Annotated in this window: 14 protein-coding genes; 10 read left to right on the forward strand and 4 right to left on the reverse strand. The window is 43.1% G+C overall.

Features of this window, described 5'->3' with window-relative positions; all coding sequences use genetic code 11:
- Positions 1 to 20: 20 nt before the first annotated feature.
- Positions 21 to 1,403, reverse strand: a complete 1,383-nt coding sequence (locus A0125_RS04460) for an MATE family efflux transporter (protein WP_066752843.1) — start codon at positions 1,401 to 1,403, stop codon at positions 21 to 23.
- Positions 1,404 to 1,555: 152 nt separating this feature from the next.
- Here A0125_RS04460 and A0125_RS16495 point away from each other — a divergent pair, with 152 nt between their 5' ends.
- The 3 genes from A0125_RS16495 (at position 1,556) to A0125_RS04475 (ending at position 4,680) form a co-directional block, all read left to right on the forward strand.
- Complete coding sequence (locus tag A0125_RS16495; RefSeq protein ID WP_082784905.1) at positions 1,556 to 1,987, forward strand: Sec-independent protein translocase subunit TatA/TatB; 432 nt, start codon at positions 1,556 to 1,558, stop codon at positions 1,985 to 1,987.
- A 115-nt stretch (positions 1,988 to 2,102) separates the two neighbouring features.
- Entirely contained in the window at positions 2,103 to 4,370 is a 2,268-nt protein-coding gene (locus tag A0125_RS04470; protein WP_066752846.1) for a Tex family protein, read from the forward strand.
- 22 nt (positions 4,371 to 4,392) lie between these two features.
- Complete coding sequence (locus A0125_RS04475) at positions 4,393 to 4,680, forward strand: hypothetical protein (RefSeq protein ID WP_066752849.1); 288 nt, start codon at positions 4,393 to 4,395, stop codon at positions 4,678 to 4,680.
- An 8-nt stretch (positions 4,681 to 4,688) separates the two neighbouring features.
- On the opposite strand, the gene A0125_RS04480 is transcribed toward A0125_RS04475, so the two are convergent.
- Complete coding sequence (locus A0125_RS04480; protein ID WP_449325439.1) at positions 4,689 to 9,113, reverse strand: translocation/assembly module TamB domain-containing protein; 4,425 nt, start codon at positions 9,111 to 9,113, stop codon at positions 4,689 to 4,691.
- A gap of 29 nt (positions 9,114 to 9,142) precedes the next feature.
- Here A0125_RS04480 and tsaD point away from each other — a divergent pair, with 29 nt between their 5' ends.
- Positions 9,143 to 10,147 (forward strand): tRNA (adenosine(37)-N6)-threonylcarbamoyltransferase complex transferase subunit TsaD, encoded by a 1,005-nt coding sequence (tsaD, locus tag A0125_RS04485; RefSeq protein WP_066752855.1) that lies wholly within the window; start codon positions 9,143 to 9,145, stop codon positions 10,145 to 10,147.
- Between the two features lie 3 nt (positions 10,148 to 10,150).
- On the opposite strand, the gene A0125_RS04490 is transcribed toward tsaD, so the two are convergent.
- On the reverse strand, positions 10,151 to 11,404 hold the full coding sequence (locus A0125_RS04490) for a hypothetical protein (RefSeq protein WP_066752858.1): 1,254 nt from the start codon (positions 11,402 to 11,404) through the stop codon (positions 10,151 to 10,153).
- Positions 11,397 to 11,972: an RNA polymerase sigma factor gene (locus A0125_RS04495; RefSeq protein ID WP_066752861.1), complete on the reverse strand. Its 576-nt coding sequence runs from the start codon at positions 11,970 to 11,972 to the stop codon at positions 11,397 to 11,399. The genes A0125_RS04490 and A0125_RS04495 overlap by 8 nt, the downstream gene beginning before the upstream one ends.
- A 150-nt stretch (positions 11,973 to 12,122) precedes the next feature.
- Here A0125_RS04495 and A0125_RS04500 point away from each other — a divergent pair, with 150 nt between their 5' ends.
- The 6 genes from A0125_RS04500 (at position 12,123) to A0125_RS04525 (ending at position 19,364) form a co-directional block, all read left to right on the forward strand.
- Complete coding sequence (locus A0125_RS04500) at positions 12,123 to 13,988, forward strand: YfbK domain-containing protein (RefSeq protein WP_066752864.1); 1,866 nt, start codon at positions 12,123 to 12,125, stop codon at positions 13,986 to 13,988.
- A gap of 188 nt (positions 13,989 to 14,176) precedes the next feature.
- Positions 14,177 to 16,102 carry a threonine--tRNA ligase gene (gene thrS / locus A0125_RS04505; RefSeq protein ID WP_066752867.1) on the forward strand — a complete coding sequence of 642 codons (1,926 nt, stop codon included), beginning with the start codon at positions 14,177 to 14,179 and terminating at the stop codon, positions 16,100 to 16,102.
- A gap of 13 nt (positions 16,103 to 16,115) precedes the next feature.
- The gene (gene infC / locus A0125_RS04510; RefSeq protein WP_206367886.1) at positions 16,116 to 16,685 is read left to right on the forward strand and encodes a translation initiation factor IF-3; all 570 of its coding nucleotides are present in this window, start codon (positions 16,116 to 16,118) and stop codon (positions 16,683 to 16,685) included.
- A 34-nt stretch (positions 16,686 to 16,719) separates the two neighbouring features.
- A complete protein-coding gene (gene rpmI / locus A0125_RS04515; RefSeq protein WP_066752870.1) occupies positions 16,720 to 16,920 on the forward strand; it encodes a 50S ribosomal protein L35 in 201 nt (66 codons plus the stop codon).
- Between the two features lie 93 nt (positions 16,921 to 17,013).
- Positions 17,014 to 17,358: a 50S ribosomal protein L20 gene (rplT, locus tag A0125_RS04520; RefSeq protein WP_066752873.1), complete on the forward strand. Its 345-nt coding sequence runs from the start codon at positions 17,014 to 17,016 to the stop codon at positions 17,356 to 17,358.
- Positions 17,359 to 17,558: 200 nt separating this feature from the next.
- Positions 17,559 to 19,364 (forward strand): IPT/TIG domain-containing protein, encoded by a 1,806-nt coding sequence (locus A0125_RS04525; protein ID WP_066752876.1) that lies wholly within the window; start codon positions 17,559 to 17,561, stop codon positions 19,362 to 19,364.
- Positions 19,365 to 19,414: the final 50 nt, after the last annotated feature.

A 19,414-nucleotide genomic window follows, 5' to 3' on the forward strand; every position in this document is an offset into this window, starting at 1 on the left:
CCCTAAATCACGACTAATATTTAAGCACTTTGCGTTTGCGAATGTACAGTGCTGTTCATTTTTCGAACAATCATCGTCTTATATCGCCAATACAGTAAAGCGGTGGAAGTTAATAGGCCCAGCGTTAAGCCATACCAAACGCCTTGAATTCCCCAGCCAAATTCTAATCCCATCACATATGCACTAGGCACGCCGATAATCCAATACGCGACAAATGTAATAGCCGTAGGTACATTGACATCGCCCATTCCTCGTAATACACCTAACCCGACAACCTGCGTTCCATCAAATAGTTGAAACATTCCTGCAATTACCAATAACGCCGCAGCAAGGCCAATTACTTCTGTGTCTTGAGTAATCACCAAAGGTAGATACTGATTAAACAAAGCAAAGATCAGTGCCCAAAAAATCATAAATACCAGTACCAGACGGTACGAAACCGTCGCAAACTTCTGTAAACGTTGGAAGTTTGCCGTACCAAAGCTATTGCCTGTTTTGATAGTAGCTGCCGAAGCTATACCACTGGCCATCATGTACGTCATCGCGGCTAAAGTTATAGCGACCTGATGTGCCGCTTGCTCCAATGCGCCGATTTTACCAGCAATTAATGCTGCGGTAGCAAATGCTCCGATTTCAAATACGTACTGCATCGCTACAGGTGCACCGATTTTAAAAATACTTTTGATCCGTGTACGTTCTAAAAAATAAATAGAAAAGTCGGACATGTATCGTTTGAAATTTTTAGATCGTAGCACATACGTTGCCATCACGATCATCATCAAAACGCGATCCACCAAAGTAGCAATACCAACACCACGGATGCCCATCTCTGGAAAACCAAACATGCCACGTACGAGTACCAATGCAATCACAATATTCAATACATTGCCCCAAATCGTGATATTCATAGCTTGCCTAGTAAATCCTAAACCTTCGGTAAATTGCTTAAAAGCATTGAAAATCATCAGCGGCAAAATGGAAAGCCCCAAGATAAATAGGTAAGGTTTGGCAGTTTCTACGACCAATGGATCTTGATCAGTATGTTGCATCGCATACATCGAGCCCCAGTACACTGCGCAAAAAAGGATAATTCCGGTCAACACATTTAGCCAGATACTGTTCGAGAGCAATTTTGCACATTCTTTATAATCGGATTTACCATTATATTGTGCAATAAGTGGTGTAATACCATAAGCAATGCCCAATCCTATGACTAGCACCACCATGAAAACAGCATGCACCAGAGAAACAGCCGCTAGCGGTATGCGACCTGCAAATTGGCCGACAATAATCGTATCGGCCGTATGCACCATTGTATGCCCTAATTGAGATACGACGATCGGCGCAGCTAGCGCCATAGTACTGATGTAGAAAGCTTTATCTTTCCGTATGGAAGCAAACATGATAATTGAATATGGACAAAGGTAAATAGAAGTGCGGAAATCTTGATGTTAACTTTTGCACACCCTTTAGCTACAAGATCTTTACATGGATTAGTCTGCTAAATTCTGAACTTTTGCGTACATTAGCAGCATTAATAATTGATATAAAAGTCATGAATTTAGCGTTTTTAAATATCGGGACACAAGAAATGATGTTAATCATCATTGTTATCCTTTTTCTATTTGGAGGAAAGAAATTACCAGAATTGGCTCGTGGTTTAGGAAGAGGTATCCGCGAATTCAAAGATGCATCAGATGGCATCAAACGCGAATTATCTGATCAGATTAATAGCTTCGAACGAGATTTAGACGTCGAGGTAGAAGAGCCGAAGAAAAGCCCCGTAGCGACTTCTGCTCCTACATCTGCATCAATGGCCGAACAGATGCGTGCGCATGCCGAGGAATCGAAACCGGCATCTACGGTACCACAGTTCACTACTCCAGCTGAAACACAACAACATAATCCAAGCAATGTAGTCGCAGATGTGCCAATGGCTAGTCCGACCACTGATGATAGCGCATCTTCTGAATCCAAAGAAGCCTAAAAAAGCAGCACTGCTTTCCTAAAGCTACAACAATATCCGATTATAGGCTCAGCATCGCTCTGTCTTGATCGGATATTTTGCTCATAATATATCTAACCTAACCCAGCATTTTCTGATGTCTCCCGAAATTAGCATAGCACAAGAGCTGAATATCCAGCTCAAACAAGTACAGACCACCATTCAGTTGTTAGATGAGGGGGCCACCATTCCTTTTATCGCCAGATACCGAAAAGAAATGACGGGCAGTCTTGACGAAGTGCAAATAGTGACGATTCGAGATCGTATGCAACAATTACGTGATCTGGATAAACGAAAAGAAGCAGTGCTAAAGTCAATCTTGGAGCAAGAAAAACTAACGCCGGACTTAGAAGCGCAGATTCGCGCTACAGCAACGATGTCCGCATTGGAAGATCTCTACTTGCCCTACAAACCTAAGCGCAAAACCCGCGCATCAATTGCACGAGAAAAGGGATTACTTCCCTTGGCAGAAATATTATTTGCACAAGATGTGCGCAATCTACAAACACGAGCAGAAGCTTTTATAGACAGCGAAAAGGGTGTGGACTCGATCGATCAAGCGTTAGCGGGTGCGCGAGATATAGTCGCGGAGATCATTAACGAAGACCCTGAAGTGCGCACAATAGCACGCCGCATGCTAGAGAAAAAAGGAAAATTCGTATGCCAGGTGATTGCTGGTAAAGAAGCCAGTGCTCAGAAATATCGAGATTATTTTGATTGGACAGAATTAATCAAAGATGCACCTTCGCATCGCATATTAGCTATGCGCCGTGGTGAAAAAGAAGAGTTACTTAGCCTCGGTATCACCGTGGATGAGAGCGAGGTGCTACCACAGATCGAAAAAAAATACATTACAAGCGTTGGCGAAGCAGCCGATCAACTACGATTGGCGATACAAGACAGTTACAAACGCTTGCTCAAGCCGTCGATGGAAAACGAGATGCGCGTATCGACAAGACAACAAGCCGATGAGGAAGCAATTAAGGTTTTTGCTGAAAATGTGCGCCAATTGTTATTGGCAGCGCCCTTAGGTGCAGTTTCACTTATCGCTATCGATCCAGGCTTTCGCACAGGATGTAAGACAGTCGTACTCAACGAACAGGGCAGTCTTTTAGAAAATACTGCGATCTTCCCACATAATGGTGCGGGCGGCGAAGCCGAAGCAAAGAAGACGATCATTCATTTGGTCGACAAATATCATGTTGGCGCGATAGCGATCGGAAATGGCACAGCAGGCCGCGAAACCGAAACATTCATTCGTAACCTATCGCTTACCATTCCCATAGTGATGGTAAACGAAAGTGGTGCCTCTATTTATTCCGCATCGGAAGTTGCGCGTGAGGAGTTTCCTGAACAGGATATTACGGTGCGTGGTGCGGTATCCATTGGCCGACGGTTGATGGATCCACTGGCAGAACTAGTGAAAATTGATCCAAAATCCATCGGAGTCGGGCAATATCAGCACGACGTAGATCAAAATAAATTGCAAAGTGCCTTGGACGATACCGTTATCTCCTGCGTTAATGCAGTAGGAGTGGAGCTCAACACGGCTTCAAAACAAATTTTAGCGTATGTTTCTGGCTTAGGACCGGCCTTGGCTCAGCAAATTGTAAACTATCGACGGGAAAATGGGCCATTTACTTCGCGCAAAGAGCTGAAGAAAGTTCCGAGATTAGGCGCTAAGGCATTTGAACAATCAGCCGCATTTCTACGAATCCGCGATGCGAAGTATCCTTTGGATGCTTCGGCTGTTCATCCAGAGCGATATGCCCTTGTCGAAATGATGGCCAAGGATCTGAGCGCTAGCGTTCAGGAATTGTTGCGCGATGATCAATTGCGGAAGCAAATTGATCCAAAACGCTATGTATCTAGCGAAGTAGGCTTGCCGACCTTACATGATATCTTGGCAGAATTAGCCAAGCCTGGCTTGGATCCGCGCGATCAGTTTGAACAGTTTTCGTTCACGGAAGGTGTCAATAGTGTTAAGGATTTGCGTGTAGGTATGCGACTGCCTGGTATTGTGACGAATATTACCAATTTTGGTGCATTTGTCGATATTGGCGTACATCAGGATGGTATGGTGCATCTCAGCCAGCTCGCCAATCGCTATGTGCAAGATCCTCGCGAAGTAGTCAAGGTGCAGCAAAAAGTCGAAGTGACAGTCATCGAAGTCGATGAACAACGCAATCGCATCAGCCTATCGATGAAAAACGATGATGCACAACCGCGAAAACGGCAAGATCGCGTAGATCGCCCTACGGACAAAAGTGCTAAACATACGAATAAGCAAAACAAGAAACAGCAACATGCTGGCGGCGACATGGCGACAAAACTCGCACAACTCGCAAGCAAATTCAAATCATAATGTGACCTATATTCCGATACCGATGAAGACATTAACCGAATTCAAAAACAGTTTAGCACAAGCGGCACCGCAAAACACATGGTCAGCACCATTGAAGGCACTATGGTATGATGGCAAAGGCGACTGGCGTACCGCCCATGATTTGGTAGATCAGCTAAGTGATCGTACATCTGCACATGTACACGCGTATCTGCATCGAGTAGAAGGCGATTTGTGGAATGCCAACTACTGGTACGATCGCGCCAAGCAGCCACCGTATGTGGGATCGCTCGATCACGAATGGGAGGAATTGGTGATTTCGTTGTTATAAAAAATACCTTAATTAGCTGTTACTGGGGCAGCGGTAGTATCACTTGGTACAGTCAGGTCTATCTGTTCATCTTCCTTCTTTTTGAACGTCCAAAGCTGTTTGAAGAATTGATGAAAAGTATTGAATTCTTTACGATACACCAATCCTACCGCATTAATGTAATCATCGGTAGGCGTAAATAGGATGTTTCGCGTATTTAGTCGATTATACGCTCTAAACATCAAACTTCCATCGCGACGTATACGATACGTCAATTCTGCATCAGTCGCCACACGCGCAGAGAAAAGTGCAAGATCGGTGGTTTGCAGATTGCGACGATCACTGACGCCTCCAGTCAATATCAGCCGATCATCAAACAAGCGTAGTGAAGCCGACGCATCATTCAGAGAGCGAATATTTAGATCCAAAAAATTCACATTCAAAGATTGGGAGATAATCGCATTCAGCTGATTGAAGGCGAATTCGGTACCTGCCGAAAGCAAGGTATTATTGACCTCCCGACCAAATTCATTACTCGCACTTGTGGCCGTGAAGCTTCGGCGAACGATTAAGCTGAGCGCTTGCTGGTTGATGTTGTTGGCATCGCTAAAGTAGGCTTGGAGCTCATCTTTCACATAAGGCGTAAGCGGAAAACTCAAGTCAAACGTAATATCTGGGCTAGTCAGCGTACCGCGGATTATCATATCTGCCTGTGCCAACACCCGTTCTTCATTTCGTTCTCGTCCAGCAGCATCATATAAAGCTCCTAAAGATGTACGCTGTTGATACAGCGCTGTAATATCAAGTTGTGCTTGTGCAGGATCGCCTGTCCAGCGGATCGTACCACCTTGTTTGATATCAAAATATTTATTGATAAAATCCTGTGCTACAAAGTGAAATTTTCCGGAGTTCACACTGTAATCACCAAACATTTCAAAATCACCTCTGCTAGAAATTTTAAGACTTACTTCGCCTTCTCCCGTTCCTTTCAATGAGCCGATATCGGTCTGCAAGTTCACTTCCGCGTCGGGTGTGATTTTCAGATCCATGTTCATCGTCAACCCTTGAAAGAAGTATTGGTTCTTCGCCACCGTCGTCTTTTTGTCGTCGGCCTCTACCATATAGATAAAGTCGCTGTCTGAAATAGTCATCGCTGCATCCAGTGGAATGGTGATCACCGTATGCGGATTTGAAGATGCGTTAATGTCGATATTAAGGTTCGAGGTCCGACCCGCAAATTTGAAAATGCCTGTTGCATACGCAGTACCATAATACATATTATTTTCTTTGTACGTCGTATTCAATACGTGGAAATTGTTGGCACGCGCTTCTACCTGAATATCTGGATTGCTAAGCTGATTGAGATCCAAATATCCGGAGGCCGCAGCTTCATGTCGTTGCGCGTCGAACAACCGTAGATTGTCAAAACGCACTACGTTATTCTCCACCATTAAAGATTGTTGTGCAAGGTGGTACGGCGTGTTGAGATACATCACTGTAAAACTGGCTTGCTGTATCTCTGCAGTACCCGAAATTTTTGGATTGGCAAAAGTTCCTCCAATACGGATTTCTGCATTACTTTTGCCATCAAGGCCGCTAACAAGCTCTTGCAAGAATGGTTGAAATAACACCAATTCAATTTCGCGGATTTCGCCGCGTAGCTGCAAAGCTTCCTCCGTATCGGCCAAGTTATACGTTCCATCCAACTGAAACCCGCGATGTAGCGCATCCAAGAGATCCACCTTGACGTCGACCAGTTTGGTGCTCGGATTGTAATTGGCGTTGAAGTTAAGTTGTCCGATTGGAATGGTATTGTAAACGATTGGTGTGGTCGTAATGCTAGCTCTAAAGCGCGGTGACTGCAACACTGAAGTGATCGTTACTTCGCCATTAACCTCTCCCCGAAGATGAATACCCAGCGGATTGGTGATAGCTTCTAAGGATTTCAAACCAAATCGGTTGAAACTAACGCGTAAATCATCTTCCTCGTTGGATAAAATACCATTGAATTCCACGTTTTCATGGTTTTGTGCAAATCGAAATTGTTCGAAATACAATTTTCCTTTCGATACTCTAATCTCTGTATCTGCTTGTATCTCCCAAGGTTCATTGTTAAGTACGATAGTCGACTCATTAAAATGAATGAATGCCGGTTTGTTATGTTCAAAATGTATGTGTCCATGTAACCGCAATCGGTCGGATGCCTGGTCCTCTGCCGCATGAATAGCAAATGTGAGGCTATCGTTAGTCAGAATATTCTCAATAGCAACTTTGTTTACAAAAATACTGTCGGCAAGAGATAGGCGATCCGCTAGTAAGCGCAGAGAAAAATTTTTGGCATCGGTATGCTCTTCTACACGAAGATTGGTCAACTTAATGCGATTATATGACGCTTTTGGACTAATAAATACAAAATTGCCGATGTAATTATCGGATGAGAAATTAGCTTCTAAAGTTGCACCTTCTTCAAATTTCAAAGGTAAATCCAAAAAAGCGGATACAGGTTCGAAGGATTTTACGGCTACTTTCAGGTCAAAATTCTGATCGTTAAACGGCCTTTTCTCCAAACCTATAGCAGGAGCGTATTGTACGGCCAATGACTGAAAATAAGCCTCAATCGTATTAAGGTCGATCGTTCCAGTCATATCCGCATCCAACACATTGGATTGTAGTCGAAGCTGCCGGTTGAGCTGATCGCCTGCTGATTCGAAACGAAAGTCTTGGATTTCAAAAGCACCTGCTAGGGTGTGTAAAGTAATATCTTGGGAGGCGAGGTGGCCAGACAGATTATTGATATCGCTTCCCGCGAAGCTAGCTTCAAGATCCGTGTTAGCTACGATTACGCTGTCCTTTTGCAAAAGATAAAGTGCACTGAGATTAAGACGGTCGATGTGCGAGGTGAGTTGGTAATTGGGTACTTCTTGCGAGAAATCAATGGCGACATCATAGTCCAATGTAGCTTCGACATCCTCCACATGTCCATTTAAATGCAAAAGCTCGTTTTGCAAGTTAGCTTGAAAATCCACTTCTCTCAGCGCATAATCTTTGAGGTCAAATTGTTGCAGTCTTCCACCAACTTTGATATCCAAAGTAGCCAAGTCGGTATTGCGACCTTCAAAATCAAGTTGCACGCCAGTGTTGCCAAGCATATCGCTGTCCGTTAGCGCAGCGATATTGAAAGCAGTCGAACTTATATGACCGCTGTAGATCAATTCCGACCCGACGGCAATTGAAGTAAGCGTCTCGATTTCGCCAATCTCGGTAGAAAATTTTCCGTCAACTTCGAAATCATTGTATAAACCTGTAAAACTTCCACGGAATGTGAGCGCCCCAAGCGGAGTAAGTTGATTTGGAAGTGCAAAAGTAGGATCGTTTGATAGTTCGCGTACCAATTCGCTGATATCGTCTGCGTGAGATGTTAGCGCGATATGCGAAAAGTCAAATACGGTACGTTCAATAGCAGGCAAGCCAGTTACATTAAACTGCCCTTTTAAAGAAGTGTTGCTTTTTGTGGATAGTGCTACATCGCGTGCTTGCATAGCGGCAATAGTACCTGCAAGCGAAGCACTTTGTATTTGCGTATAAAACTTTACAAAGCGCATATCAGGCGCAAAATATTCAATATCTCTTGAATCGATTGTACTATTATTGATCTGCGCCGTGATCTTAACCTGTTTTATAAAGTCTTCAAAATCTGCTAATTTCTCATAATCAAACCGCAGAAAGTCGGTCAATAAGGAGCGATTGGTCTTCAGTCGCAAATCCTCGAAAATCATGGCTCGCGGCTCTAATGTGGCGAAGGTTGATAATTCCTGCAGATAGAATCCAGATTTTTCGCGGAAGCTAAGTTGCTTGATATCAACATGCCGTTGTGCTGAATCTAAAGAAATACGATCGAAAACACCCGAAAATTCTGTGAGCTCCAAATCGGAAAAGTCGATGCCTTTGTCGTGGTGTTTTTTGGTCGCATCGGTGTATGCAAAGTGGCAATCTGTCAACTCCACCCGCCCTAAAGTAAGCTCTAAGCTTTTTTTAGGTTTTGTGCCTTGCTTCTTCTTCGGTGCGAAATAATCAATTAGAAAGTCGAAATTAGAACTATCCTGATAAACCGTATAATTTATATAAGCTTCGGTAAGCCGAATATCCTGAATATCTATTTTATTTTGAGCAATTCCTGTTAACGAAAGGCCAACGAATAAGCGCTTGCTAGCACCAATGCGATTGCCATCGGGATCGTCCAAAGTAAAATCATGTAAAATAAGCGCTGAGAATGGTTTAAAGTAGATCGCCGAAAGCGATACCTGAGCATTGAGCTCCTTAGATAAGTACTTTGCAGCCCTCTTTGCTGCATAGGTTTGTACCGATGGAAATTGTAGCGATAGGGTCAATATCGCGACACTCACCACAATAGTGAGCAGGACATAGGCGATTATTTTAATTATTTTTTTGATAATTTTGTAAAATAATAAGTGCGACTCCTGCTATGACTGTCATCCTTGGTATAGAATCTTCCTGCGACGAGACCTCTGCATCTATCTGCATAGATGGCAAAATTAAGTCAAATATTATTGCGAACCAACTCGTACATGCGAAGTATGGCGGCGTCGTGCCCGAAGCGGCTTCTAGGGCACATCAGCAGAACATTATCCCGACGGTGCACGAAGCAATTAAGCAAGCTAACATTGCAAAAGAGGATATTAGCGCCGTTGCTTTTACGCGTGGCCCGGGCTTGCTTGGTTCCTTGTTGGTAGGTACTTCTTTTGCTAAATCTTTCGCTTTAGCTCGGCAAATTCCATTGTTGGATATTAACCATATGCAGGCACATATACTGGCGCATTTTATCGAAGATCCGCAGCCACAGTTTCCTTTCTTATGTCTTACTGTCTCTGGTGGCCATACACAGATCGTATTGGTCAAAGATTATTTTGAGATGGAGCTGATTGGCGAAACGCTGGATGACGCGGCAGGCGAAGCCTTTGACAAAACGGCAAAGATATTGGGTTTGCCGTACCCTGGCGGCCCTTTGATTGATAAATATGCGGCTACGGGTAATGCTCGCGCATTTGCACTTCCAGAACCACAGATTGCAGGCTTAAACTTTAGTTTCTCGGGCTTGAAAACGGCTATTTTGTATTTGGTACAACGAGAAATGCGTCAGGATCCTGAATTTTTAAATACTCGCATGGCCGATTTGTGTGCGAGTGTACAGGAGCGTATCGTTTCCATCTTGCTTAATAAGCTTAAAAAAGCCGTGCAGCAAACTGGCGTTCGCCAGATTGCTATTGCTGGTGGTGTATCCGCTAATTCCGGATTGCGTACCCAATTGCTGGGACTAGGTAAACAGCTACGCGCCGAGGTATTTATTCCAAAATTTGAGTATTGTACCGACAATGCGGCTATGATTGCTATTGCTGGTTATCACAAGTTTCAAAAGGGAGAATTCGTCGGACAAGATATAACACCGGTCGCTCGTATGGCTGTAGGTTAAGTTTTAGAATTGAATCGTCCATTCTACAGGCTCAAGATCACTTCCTTGGATCCAGTTAGGGCCGTTTTCTATGATCTTGATGGCTTCTTTATCCCGTCTTTTACCTCCGCTGTTCTTTATCGCAACATTGGTTGGCCTACCTTTCGTATTAATTTCAAATTGCAACGTCACTTCACCGCTACCCAATGCGCTGGCTTTAGCAACGTTATTTACGTATAATTGGTATGCTTTGAGCCCTACAGCCGGACGGCTTTGCGTAAGTTTTGCTGTACGTTCACTTAGGTTAGATGCTCTGATGGATTTAGCATTATTTGCTCGTCTTAGCGCTATACGCATAGCGCCGTCGGCCACCTGATCTGTGGTTTCAAAACCATCTGATTGAATCCGTAATATAGGTTTTTCACTTGTAGAACCCACAACAAACCGCCCGGTAGAATCAGTCTTTGCCAAAGTATTCATTTCTTGATCTTGTATCACAGCTCCCGCAATAGGTTTCTGAGTTTGGCGGTCTATGATGATTCCTGTCGTGATAGATTTTATTTCGCCGAGCGATACCGATTGCACATCTGTAGATGATCGTGCTTGACGGCCAGATCGTGCGGATAGCCGTTTGGGCAAATTTAGGGGTTGATGGTTGTTGTGCGCTATTAAACTCGGGTTATCATCATGTAAACTCATAGAAACCAGTTCCTCTGCGTTAGAAGGGAAGATTTGTATCGGAATGGTATCGAGTACTGCTTTTCGAGACGCGCTTGAATTCTTTAGACGATGAGAAGCAGATTCTTCTACATTGCTATAAGCAAGTTTTTTTTCAAAATCTTTTGTCGGTGCTGTTTCTTTACGATCCACCGTGGTAGAATCGTCTGGTAGCGAAGACGATTTTTCCCTCATCCTGTCCGACGACGGTCCGTCGCTAGGAACTTGTAGTACTAATTCTTGCTGATCGTTGCCGAGTGGGAAGAAAATGTACATACCGATGCCGAGTACTATTAGTAAAGAAGCAGCTAGCCCAATCCAACGGTACGAGTTTGAAGATGTACGACGCAAAGGTATGTGGCTACGTTGCCGAATCCGTTGTTGCAGTTCAGGTATTATGTCATCAGTTAAACCTTGTGTATTTTCTGTTTCAACGCCATGCAGTACGGCCATCAGCGATTCATCCGCCTCGGCAGCTTTTTCTATCTCATACATCTGCTGAGGCGACAATTCGCCACGTACATACCTACGCAACAACGCTATATCTGGCCTCTTACTCATCCTTTCCCCTTTCTATGCACTGCTTCAGATTTCTTTTGCCGTTTTGTATGTAGCTCTTCACACCATTCATACTATATCCGGTCAGGTTTGCGATATCATTGTAACATTTTTCCTCTAGGAAAAAGAGCTGTACCGCTATCTTTTGCTTTTCTGGTAACTTTTCTATGCAATGTTCCAAAGTTTGCAATCGTTGTTCTTGTATCACATGATCTTCTTCGGGATGCGGAGCCACAGATAATTCCACAAAATCTTCCGAAAAATCTATCTTTCGAACTTTATCAGAGCGCAAGGCCATGAGGCAGTGGTTCTTTGCTACCACATAGATCCATTTCTGAAAATTCTTGATCTCTTGCCGCTCTATTTTGAGAATGAGCTCTTCAAAAATTTGCATTACGGCATCTTTGCTACGCTCACTATCCTTGAAATACCGCAAACACACGTAATAAACCATTTCCGTATGTCGCTGGTATACCTCGCCCAACAAAGCCAAATCTTTGCTTACTTGATAGTGTAAAAGCAATGATTCGTCCGGTGTATCGTCACGCTTTGATGATTTGAATAGCCCCATTCTGTTTCCCAAAATAATTTTTTTTATCCATTTATGGAAATGGAAGATCGTGCGCATCCCTTGCACACAAGCGGGCTATACCAACTAGCAGCACATTGCTGAGCGCGTAGTTTAAAGTGAATATTAAAAAAAATATAAAGAGAGACAAATATGAAAGTAAACACACTCAGAAGCGTATGGATGTTTATCATCCTTTTGGGCGTCCAAACGGTGATGGCTAAAAGTATAACAGGATATGTCAAAGAAGCAAGTTCGGGTGCAGCACTCGGAGGCGTATCTGTCAGAGTTAAAGGGAAATCTATACAAACCCATACTGATCAACAAGGATATTATCAGATAAATGCAGCACTCGGGCAAGTGCTGGTGTTTTCACTGGAAAGATTTACTGCGGTAGAGCACGTGGTTGGTCAAGAAACACGGATTGACGTCGCTTTACAAATCGACAATATGGAAAGAGATCGCAATTCGATCCCAATTAGACAGGATGTTTACGCTGGTCAATATTCTATCAAACGAGGAGAATCTCTAACGGCATACCTCGGCGGTAGTATGCATGTGCGACCAATGTATCGCTCTGCCGGTATCCACTCCTCAGAAAGCTACGAAAAAATACAGGAAAACAAATTTGTGCGAACCAATGTAGAGCCGTTGTCCACATTCGCAGCAGATGTAGACGCCGCATCGTATAGCAATGTGCGTCGTTTTCTGCGTCAAGGTCATATGCCGCATCCAGATGCTGTTCGGGTAGAAGAGATGATTAACTATTTTACGTACGATTTGTCTGGCCCGACAAATGGAGATCCTGTTCGCGTGGTTACCGAAGTAACGCATGCGCCGTGGAATGCACAGCATCAGCTGTTGCGTTTATCGCTCAAAGCGAAAGATATACCTAGCGAAAATCTTCCTGCGGCTAATTTTGTTTTTCTGATTGACGTGTCAGGATCTATGAGCAGCAGCAATAAGTTACCGTTAGTAAAAAGTTCTTTTAAGATGCTTGTAGATCAATTGCGCGATGAAGATCGCGTAGCAATTGTTACTTACGCAGGTTCTGCTGTTGTGGCTTTGGAGAGTACTTCTGGTAAGGAGAAGAGAAAGATCAAGGATGCGTTGGATGCTTTGCAGGCGTCGGGTTCTACGGCCGGAGGTGCTGGCATGACCAAAGCCTATCAGATAGCGCGAGCTCACTTTGCAAAAGCTGGAAATAATCGAATCATTATGGCCACAGATGGTGATTTCAATGTCGGCGAATCTAGCGATGAAGAGATGGAAAAACTGATTGCCAAAGAGCGTAATGACGGGATTTACATCTCGATATTGGGCTACGGAATGGGTAATTATAAAGATAGCAAGCTAGAGATGTTGGCCAATAAAGGACATGGAAACTACGCGTATATTGATAACATTTCCGAAGCGCGAAAAGCAATCGTCACCGAATTTGGAGCTAGTTTGTTTACCGTGGCCAAGGATGTGAAGATCCAAGTCGAGTTCAATCCGCATTTTGTACAGTCGTATCGCTTGGTGGGTTATGAGCACAATCTGCTCGAAGCAGAAGATTTTAATAACGACGAAAAGTTGGGTGGCGATATGGGAGTTGGCCACGTCGTTACCGCTTTGTATGAAATCATTCCACAAGGTGTAAAAAGCAATTTTGATGGATCCGTGGATGACCTGAAATATCAGGAGAACACTAAGCCGAAATCTAGCGTTAATAAAAAGGAGCTGGCGACGGTAAAATTCCGTTACAAAGAGCCGGATGGTGAAGTGAGTAAGCTAGTTACCCACGTGGTGAATCCCAAAGTAACGCCGTTAGCGCAAACCTCGCATGATTTGCGTTTTGCGACCGCCGTAGCGGAATTGGGCATGCTGCTTCGTAATTCAGACTATAAACAACAAGCTAATTTCGATCAATTGATTGCGCGAGCAAAAGCTTCTCGCGGTAAGGATGAAGAAGGTTATCGCGCCGAGTTTATACGATTAGCACAAGATGCACAAGCTTTGCACGATGCAGATCGCTAAATGCGATGGATTAAATCCATATCATTCAAATATATGCGGTTTTCTGATTTTTTTTCGGACATTTGTGGCACTTTGGAATGGGGTTTTCCAAAGTGTGAAACACGCTTTTGAAGTATGCCAACGTGGTATGTTGTGCCTTCAAGAGTATTATCAAACATTTTTTATAATCTAAAATCATAAGTTGTAATATGATTAACATTACACTTCCTGACGGCTCCGTCCGTGCGTATGAATCCGGCGTTACTGCGATGCAGATTGCCTTGTCTATTTCCGAAGGTCTGGCCAGAAATGTATTGGCTGCCGAAGTAGATGGCGAAGTATGGGATGCATCTCGTGCGATCGAGCAAGACGCACATGTCAAATTGCTGACCTGGAATGATGAACAAGGAAAATCTACCTTCTGGCACTCATCTGCCCACTTGTTGGCAGAAGCATTAGAAGCACTTTATCCGGGTATTAAATTTGGTATTGGCCCTGCCATCCAGACGGGATTCTATTACGACGTAGATTTTGGCGATCAGGAATTTTCTTCTGACGACTTTAAGAAAGTCGAAGACAAGATGTTGGAACTGGCGAAGCAAAAAGAAGTTTTTGAACGCCGTGCGGTTTCCAAAGCAGAAGCTATCACGTATTTCGAAGAAAAAGGAGATGAGTATAAACTAGATCTAATCAAGGATCTGGAAGATGGTAAAATCACTTTTTACTCACAAGGTTCGTTCACGGATCTTTGCCGTGGGCCACACATTCCGCAAACTGGCGTGATCAAAGCGATCAAGTTGACCAATGTTGCAGGTGCGTATTGGCGCGGCGATGAGTCGCGCAAACAATTGACTCGTATTTACGGTGTTACATTTCCTAAAGCATCGGAGCTAACCGATTATTTGAAAATGATCGAAGAAGCGAAGAAACGCGATCACCGTAAATTGGGTAAGGAATTGGAGTTATTCGCTTTCTCGGAGAAGGTAGGAATGGGCTTGCCACTATGGTTACCAAAAGGTGCTGCTTTGCGTCAGAAACTGATGGATTTCTTGCAAAAAGCACAGTTGAAAGCAGGTTACGAACCGGTAGTAACGCCTCATATTGGACACAAACAATTGTATGTGACTTCGGGTCACTATGATAAATATGGTGAAGATTCGTTTCAGCCGATCAAAACTCCGGTAGAAGGCGAGGAGTTTTTCTTAAAACCGATGAACTGCCCGCACCATTGCGAGATCTATAAAACAAAACCAAGATCGTACAAAGATTTGCCGGTACGTTTTGCAGAATTTGGAACAGTATATCGCTACGAGCAGTCGGGAGAATTGCACGGATTGACTCGCGTGCGTGGGTTTACGCAAGATGATGCACATTTGTTCTGTCGTCCAGATCAGGTGAAAGAGGAATTCAAAAAAGTAATCGACTTAGTTTTATACGTCTTTGGTGCTTTGGGTTTCGATGATTATACTGCGCAGGTATCGCTTCGTGATCCGAATAACAAAACGAAATACATTGGTACTGAAGAAAACTGGACTTTGGCGGAGCAAGCGATCATTGAAGCGACTGCCGAAAAAGGCTTAAATTCGGTGATTGAATATGGAGAAGCAGCCTTTTATGGTCCAAAATTGGATTTCATGGTCAAAGATGCTTTAGGGCGTAAATGGCAGTTGGGTACGATCCAAGTAGATTATAACTTACCGGAGCGTTTCGAATTAGAATATACAGGAAGTGATAACCAAAAACACCGTCCAGTGATGATTCACCGTGCGCCATTTGGTTCATTGGAACGTTTTGTCGCAGTCCTTATCGAACACTGCGCCGGTCAGTTCCCGTTATGGCTTGCTCCTGAGCAATTTATCATCTTGCCAGTGTCCGAAAAATACGAGGAATACGCGCAAAATGTTTTAAATTCCCTAAATAATTCCGATATTCGCGGACTGATTGACTTGCGTGACGAGAAGGTAGGTCGCAAAATCCGTGATGCTGAGATGAAAAAATTGCCTTATATGTTGATTATAGGGGATAAAGAGATCGAAAGTGGCACGGTATCTGTTCGTAAGCATGGGTCTGTCGATCTGGGTTCAATGACCTCAGAAGCATTCAAAGAATTATTAATTAAAGAAATAACGGTTTAAATTTCAAAAGCATTTGGCAAAAAGTAGCAATTTTGGTAATAGAGGTAGAGGGCCAATCCGTAAGAAGGAACCTGAACACCGCATCAATGAAAACATCCGCGTACCTGAAGTACGTTTAGTAGGTGATAATATTGAGCCTGGGATTTATCCCACTCGTAAAGCGGTAGAACTTGCTGATGAGTTGGAGTTGGATTTGGTGGAGATCTCTCCAAATGCCACGCCTCCGGTTTGTAAAATCATTGACTATAGTAAATTCGTTTACGAGCAAAAGAAAAAACAAAAGGAGATCAAGGCAAATGCCAAACAAACTGTCATCAAAGAGATCCGTTTTGGACCAAACACCAGCGACCATGACTTCGAGTTTAAATTGAAGCATGCGATGAAGTTCTTAGAAAGTGGCGAGAAAGTTCGCGCTTACGTGCACTTCAAGGGTCGGGCAATTGTGTTTAAGGAACAAGGGGAGATCTTATTGCTCCGCTTCGCGCAAGCTCTAGAAGACTATGGTAAAGTAGAATTGCTGCCTAAATTAGAAGGTAAGCGTATGTTCTTGACCCTAGCTCCGAAAGTAGCGGCTAAAAAATAAACATCTAACAGATTGATATATAATTTTTAATATTATGCCAAAAGTAAAAACCAATTCCAGCGCTAAAAAACGCTTTAAGCTAACTGGAACAGGTAAAATCGCAAGAAAAAGTGCCTTCAAAAGCCACATCTTGACTAAGAAAACGACTAAACAAAAACGTAACTTGACACAAACTAGTTATGTTCATGATGCTGATATGGGCAATGTGAAACGCATGCTTGCTATCGGTAAATAAGTCCACTTCATTAATAATAATTTTTTAACCAGGTTGTAGGTTGTAAGATTGCTGAGAAACGTAACGCCTTTAACCAAATAAAATTTCAACATTATGCCACGTTCGGTTAACGCAGTAGCTTCGAGAAGAAGAAGAAAAAGAATCTTGAAATTAGCCAAAGGCTATTTCGGTTCACGTAGCAAAGTTTATACTATTGCTAAAAATACAGTAGAAAAAGGTTTACAGTACGCTTACCGCGACCGTAAAACCAAAAAACGCGAGTTCAGAGCTTTATGGATCCAGCGTATCAATGCGGGCGCCCGTCAACACGGTGTTTCGTATTCTCAACTAATTGGTAAATTGAATGCTAAAAACATCGGCTTAAACCGTAAGGTATTGGCTGACTTAGCAATGAACCACCCAGAAGCTTTCAAAGCAGTTGTAGACGCAGTAAAATAGAGTTTAAAACCCGATATCAATTTGTTAGAGATATGAAAAAGGAACCTTCGGGTTCCTTTTTTTTTGCTTTCCATTTTATGAGGTACCTAGCTTAGGCAAGCTGCTATCTCTGTATCTTTTGTTTTCATGAATTAATTATTGACAACCTCATGAGAATGTTAAGAACTAAAAGGTATATTTGGCTGCCAAACTAATACTTTATGAAAAATTATTTCGCAGCTATTTTAGCGAATGGCTGGCGTACCATAAAAGGGAATGTACTTGTTCTTAGTGCCTTTTATTGCCTATTCAAGCCCTCCGTTTCCACACGTAGGAATATCGTTAACTTTGCGTTTTCAACACTAACTGTGCCACTTTTTTTCTTATACTTTTTCTGTTTCCTAATTGTGGGAAGTTGTGCTAAAGAAGAGGTTCCTGAAAGATCTCGCATACAAACTTTAGCGATTGAGATACCTGCGCTGGGTGCTGCAGTTCTTCGTGGTACCATTACCGATCTGGGTACGGATGCAGGTATAGATCATGGATTTATTTATGGTTATTCTCCAGATCTTCCTTCTGGCGCACATACTTCGGTCTCGTTAGGTGGAAATATTAAGTTAGGTGAGTTCCAGGCCAACATTGAAAATTTTGTTCCTGCTTCTGAATTATGGAGGGAGCCGATGATTTACGCAAGAGCCTTTATTACTGATAGGCAGGGTACGAGATATGGAAGTACAATGAGTGCTAAAATTCCGATTCCTACAATGGTCGGTATTTATCCATCTATGGGTCAAGTAGGTGATACCGTTCGGTTGTCTGGTAAATTCCACTCCGCAGACGCAAAGCAGTCATCTGTTACTTTTTCTAACACATTGGCAAGTATTGTTCATATTTCAGATACTAGTATATCGGTAATCGTTCCGGAAGATATTCCTGCATATCATGGCTGGACAGTTGATGTGAAAGCGAACATTGGCGGTATGTCAACTACTATACAACATGGTTTTACAGTATTGGCCAAATTTTCTGACTTTTTCCCGAAAACCGGTCCAGTAGGTACGCCTATACAATTCACGGGGCACAATCTTCATAACTATCCTTCGATGAATTTATTATCGTTTGCGATGGGCGGCGACGGAGTGCCTATAAATTGGGATGGCGTGTTTTATGTGCCTTTTACCGTGCAAGAAAGATCAAAAATTACCGCGATAATAAACGGTAGACCATACGAATTTCCTGATCAATTTGTTGTCACACCACCAGAAATAGTTTCTTTCGATCAATCTACAGCTTTTTCAGGCAGAACGGTTTCGTTAAAAGTCAAAGGTATGGCGAGTTTTTCCAAAACATCTCCAAATGGGGCACGACCTCAAGTTAGGGTAGGCACTGGCTCCTTTCAGGATTTGATGTGGGAACCAGATAATGTCTTTTTTGAAGTGCCGTTGGCAACTCCAGAAGGCGATCATACGGTTTATATCAAAGTAGGGCCGCATTTGTTGTCATCCAGAGATAAGCTGAAGATTATTGGATATTCAGCCACGCGCTTTAGCCCCTCAACAGCATTCCCAGGTAACACCATTAAGATAGAAGGTAGATTTGAGGCAGGTCAGCATTACAGAGTTTTGGTTGGTAATACGGTAGTTGATGGATACGCTACATCGTCCACTGTACTTACTACTACCGTTCCATCTGGTCTTTCTGGGAAAGTTAATATTATAGTCGAGACACCAGTAAAACGTATTTTAGTTCCTGGCGAATTATCAATTATGGCGCCCACGTTCGCGTCATTTTCTCCAAATTCAGGTGTGCCAGGTACGGAGATAACTATTTTGGGAACCGGGTTTAATGTTGAAAATGGTTGGACAGCTGTTGACTTTGGTAGTGTAACTGTAATACCGATTAGTGTTTCTGAAAAGATGATCAAAGTGGCTGTTCCTTCGAATGTTCCGCCTGGCGCAATGAAATTATCCGTCCTCACAAATGGCCAAAGAGTAACGCATAATACTAATTTTGTACTAACGAATTAAAATCTTAGTACTAAATTTATGTGATTTGTGACGAACGCCGTTATCGAGTG

The sequence above is a fragment of the Sphingobacterium populi genome (assembly GCF_001586775.1).
Taxonomy (GTDB): Bacteria; Bacteroidota; Bacteroidia; order Sphingobacteriales; family Sphingobacteriaceae; genus Sphingobacterium; species Sphingobacterium populi.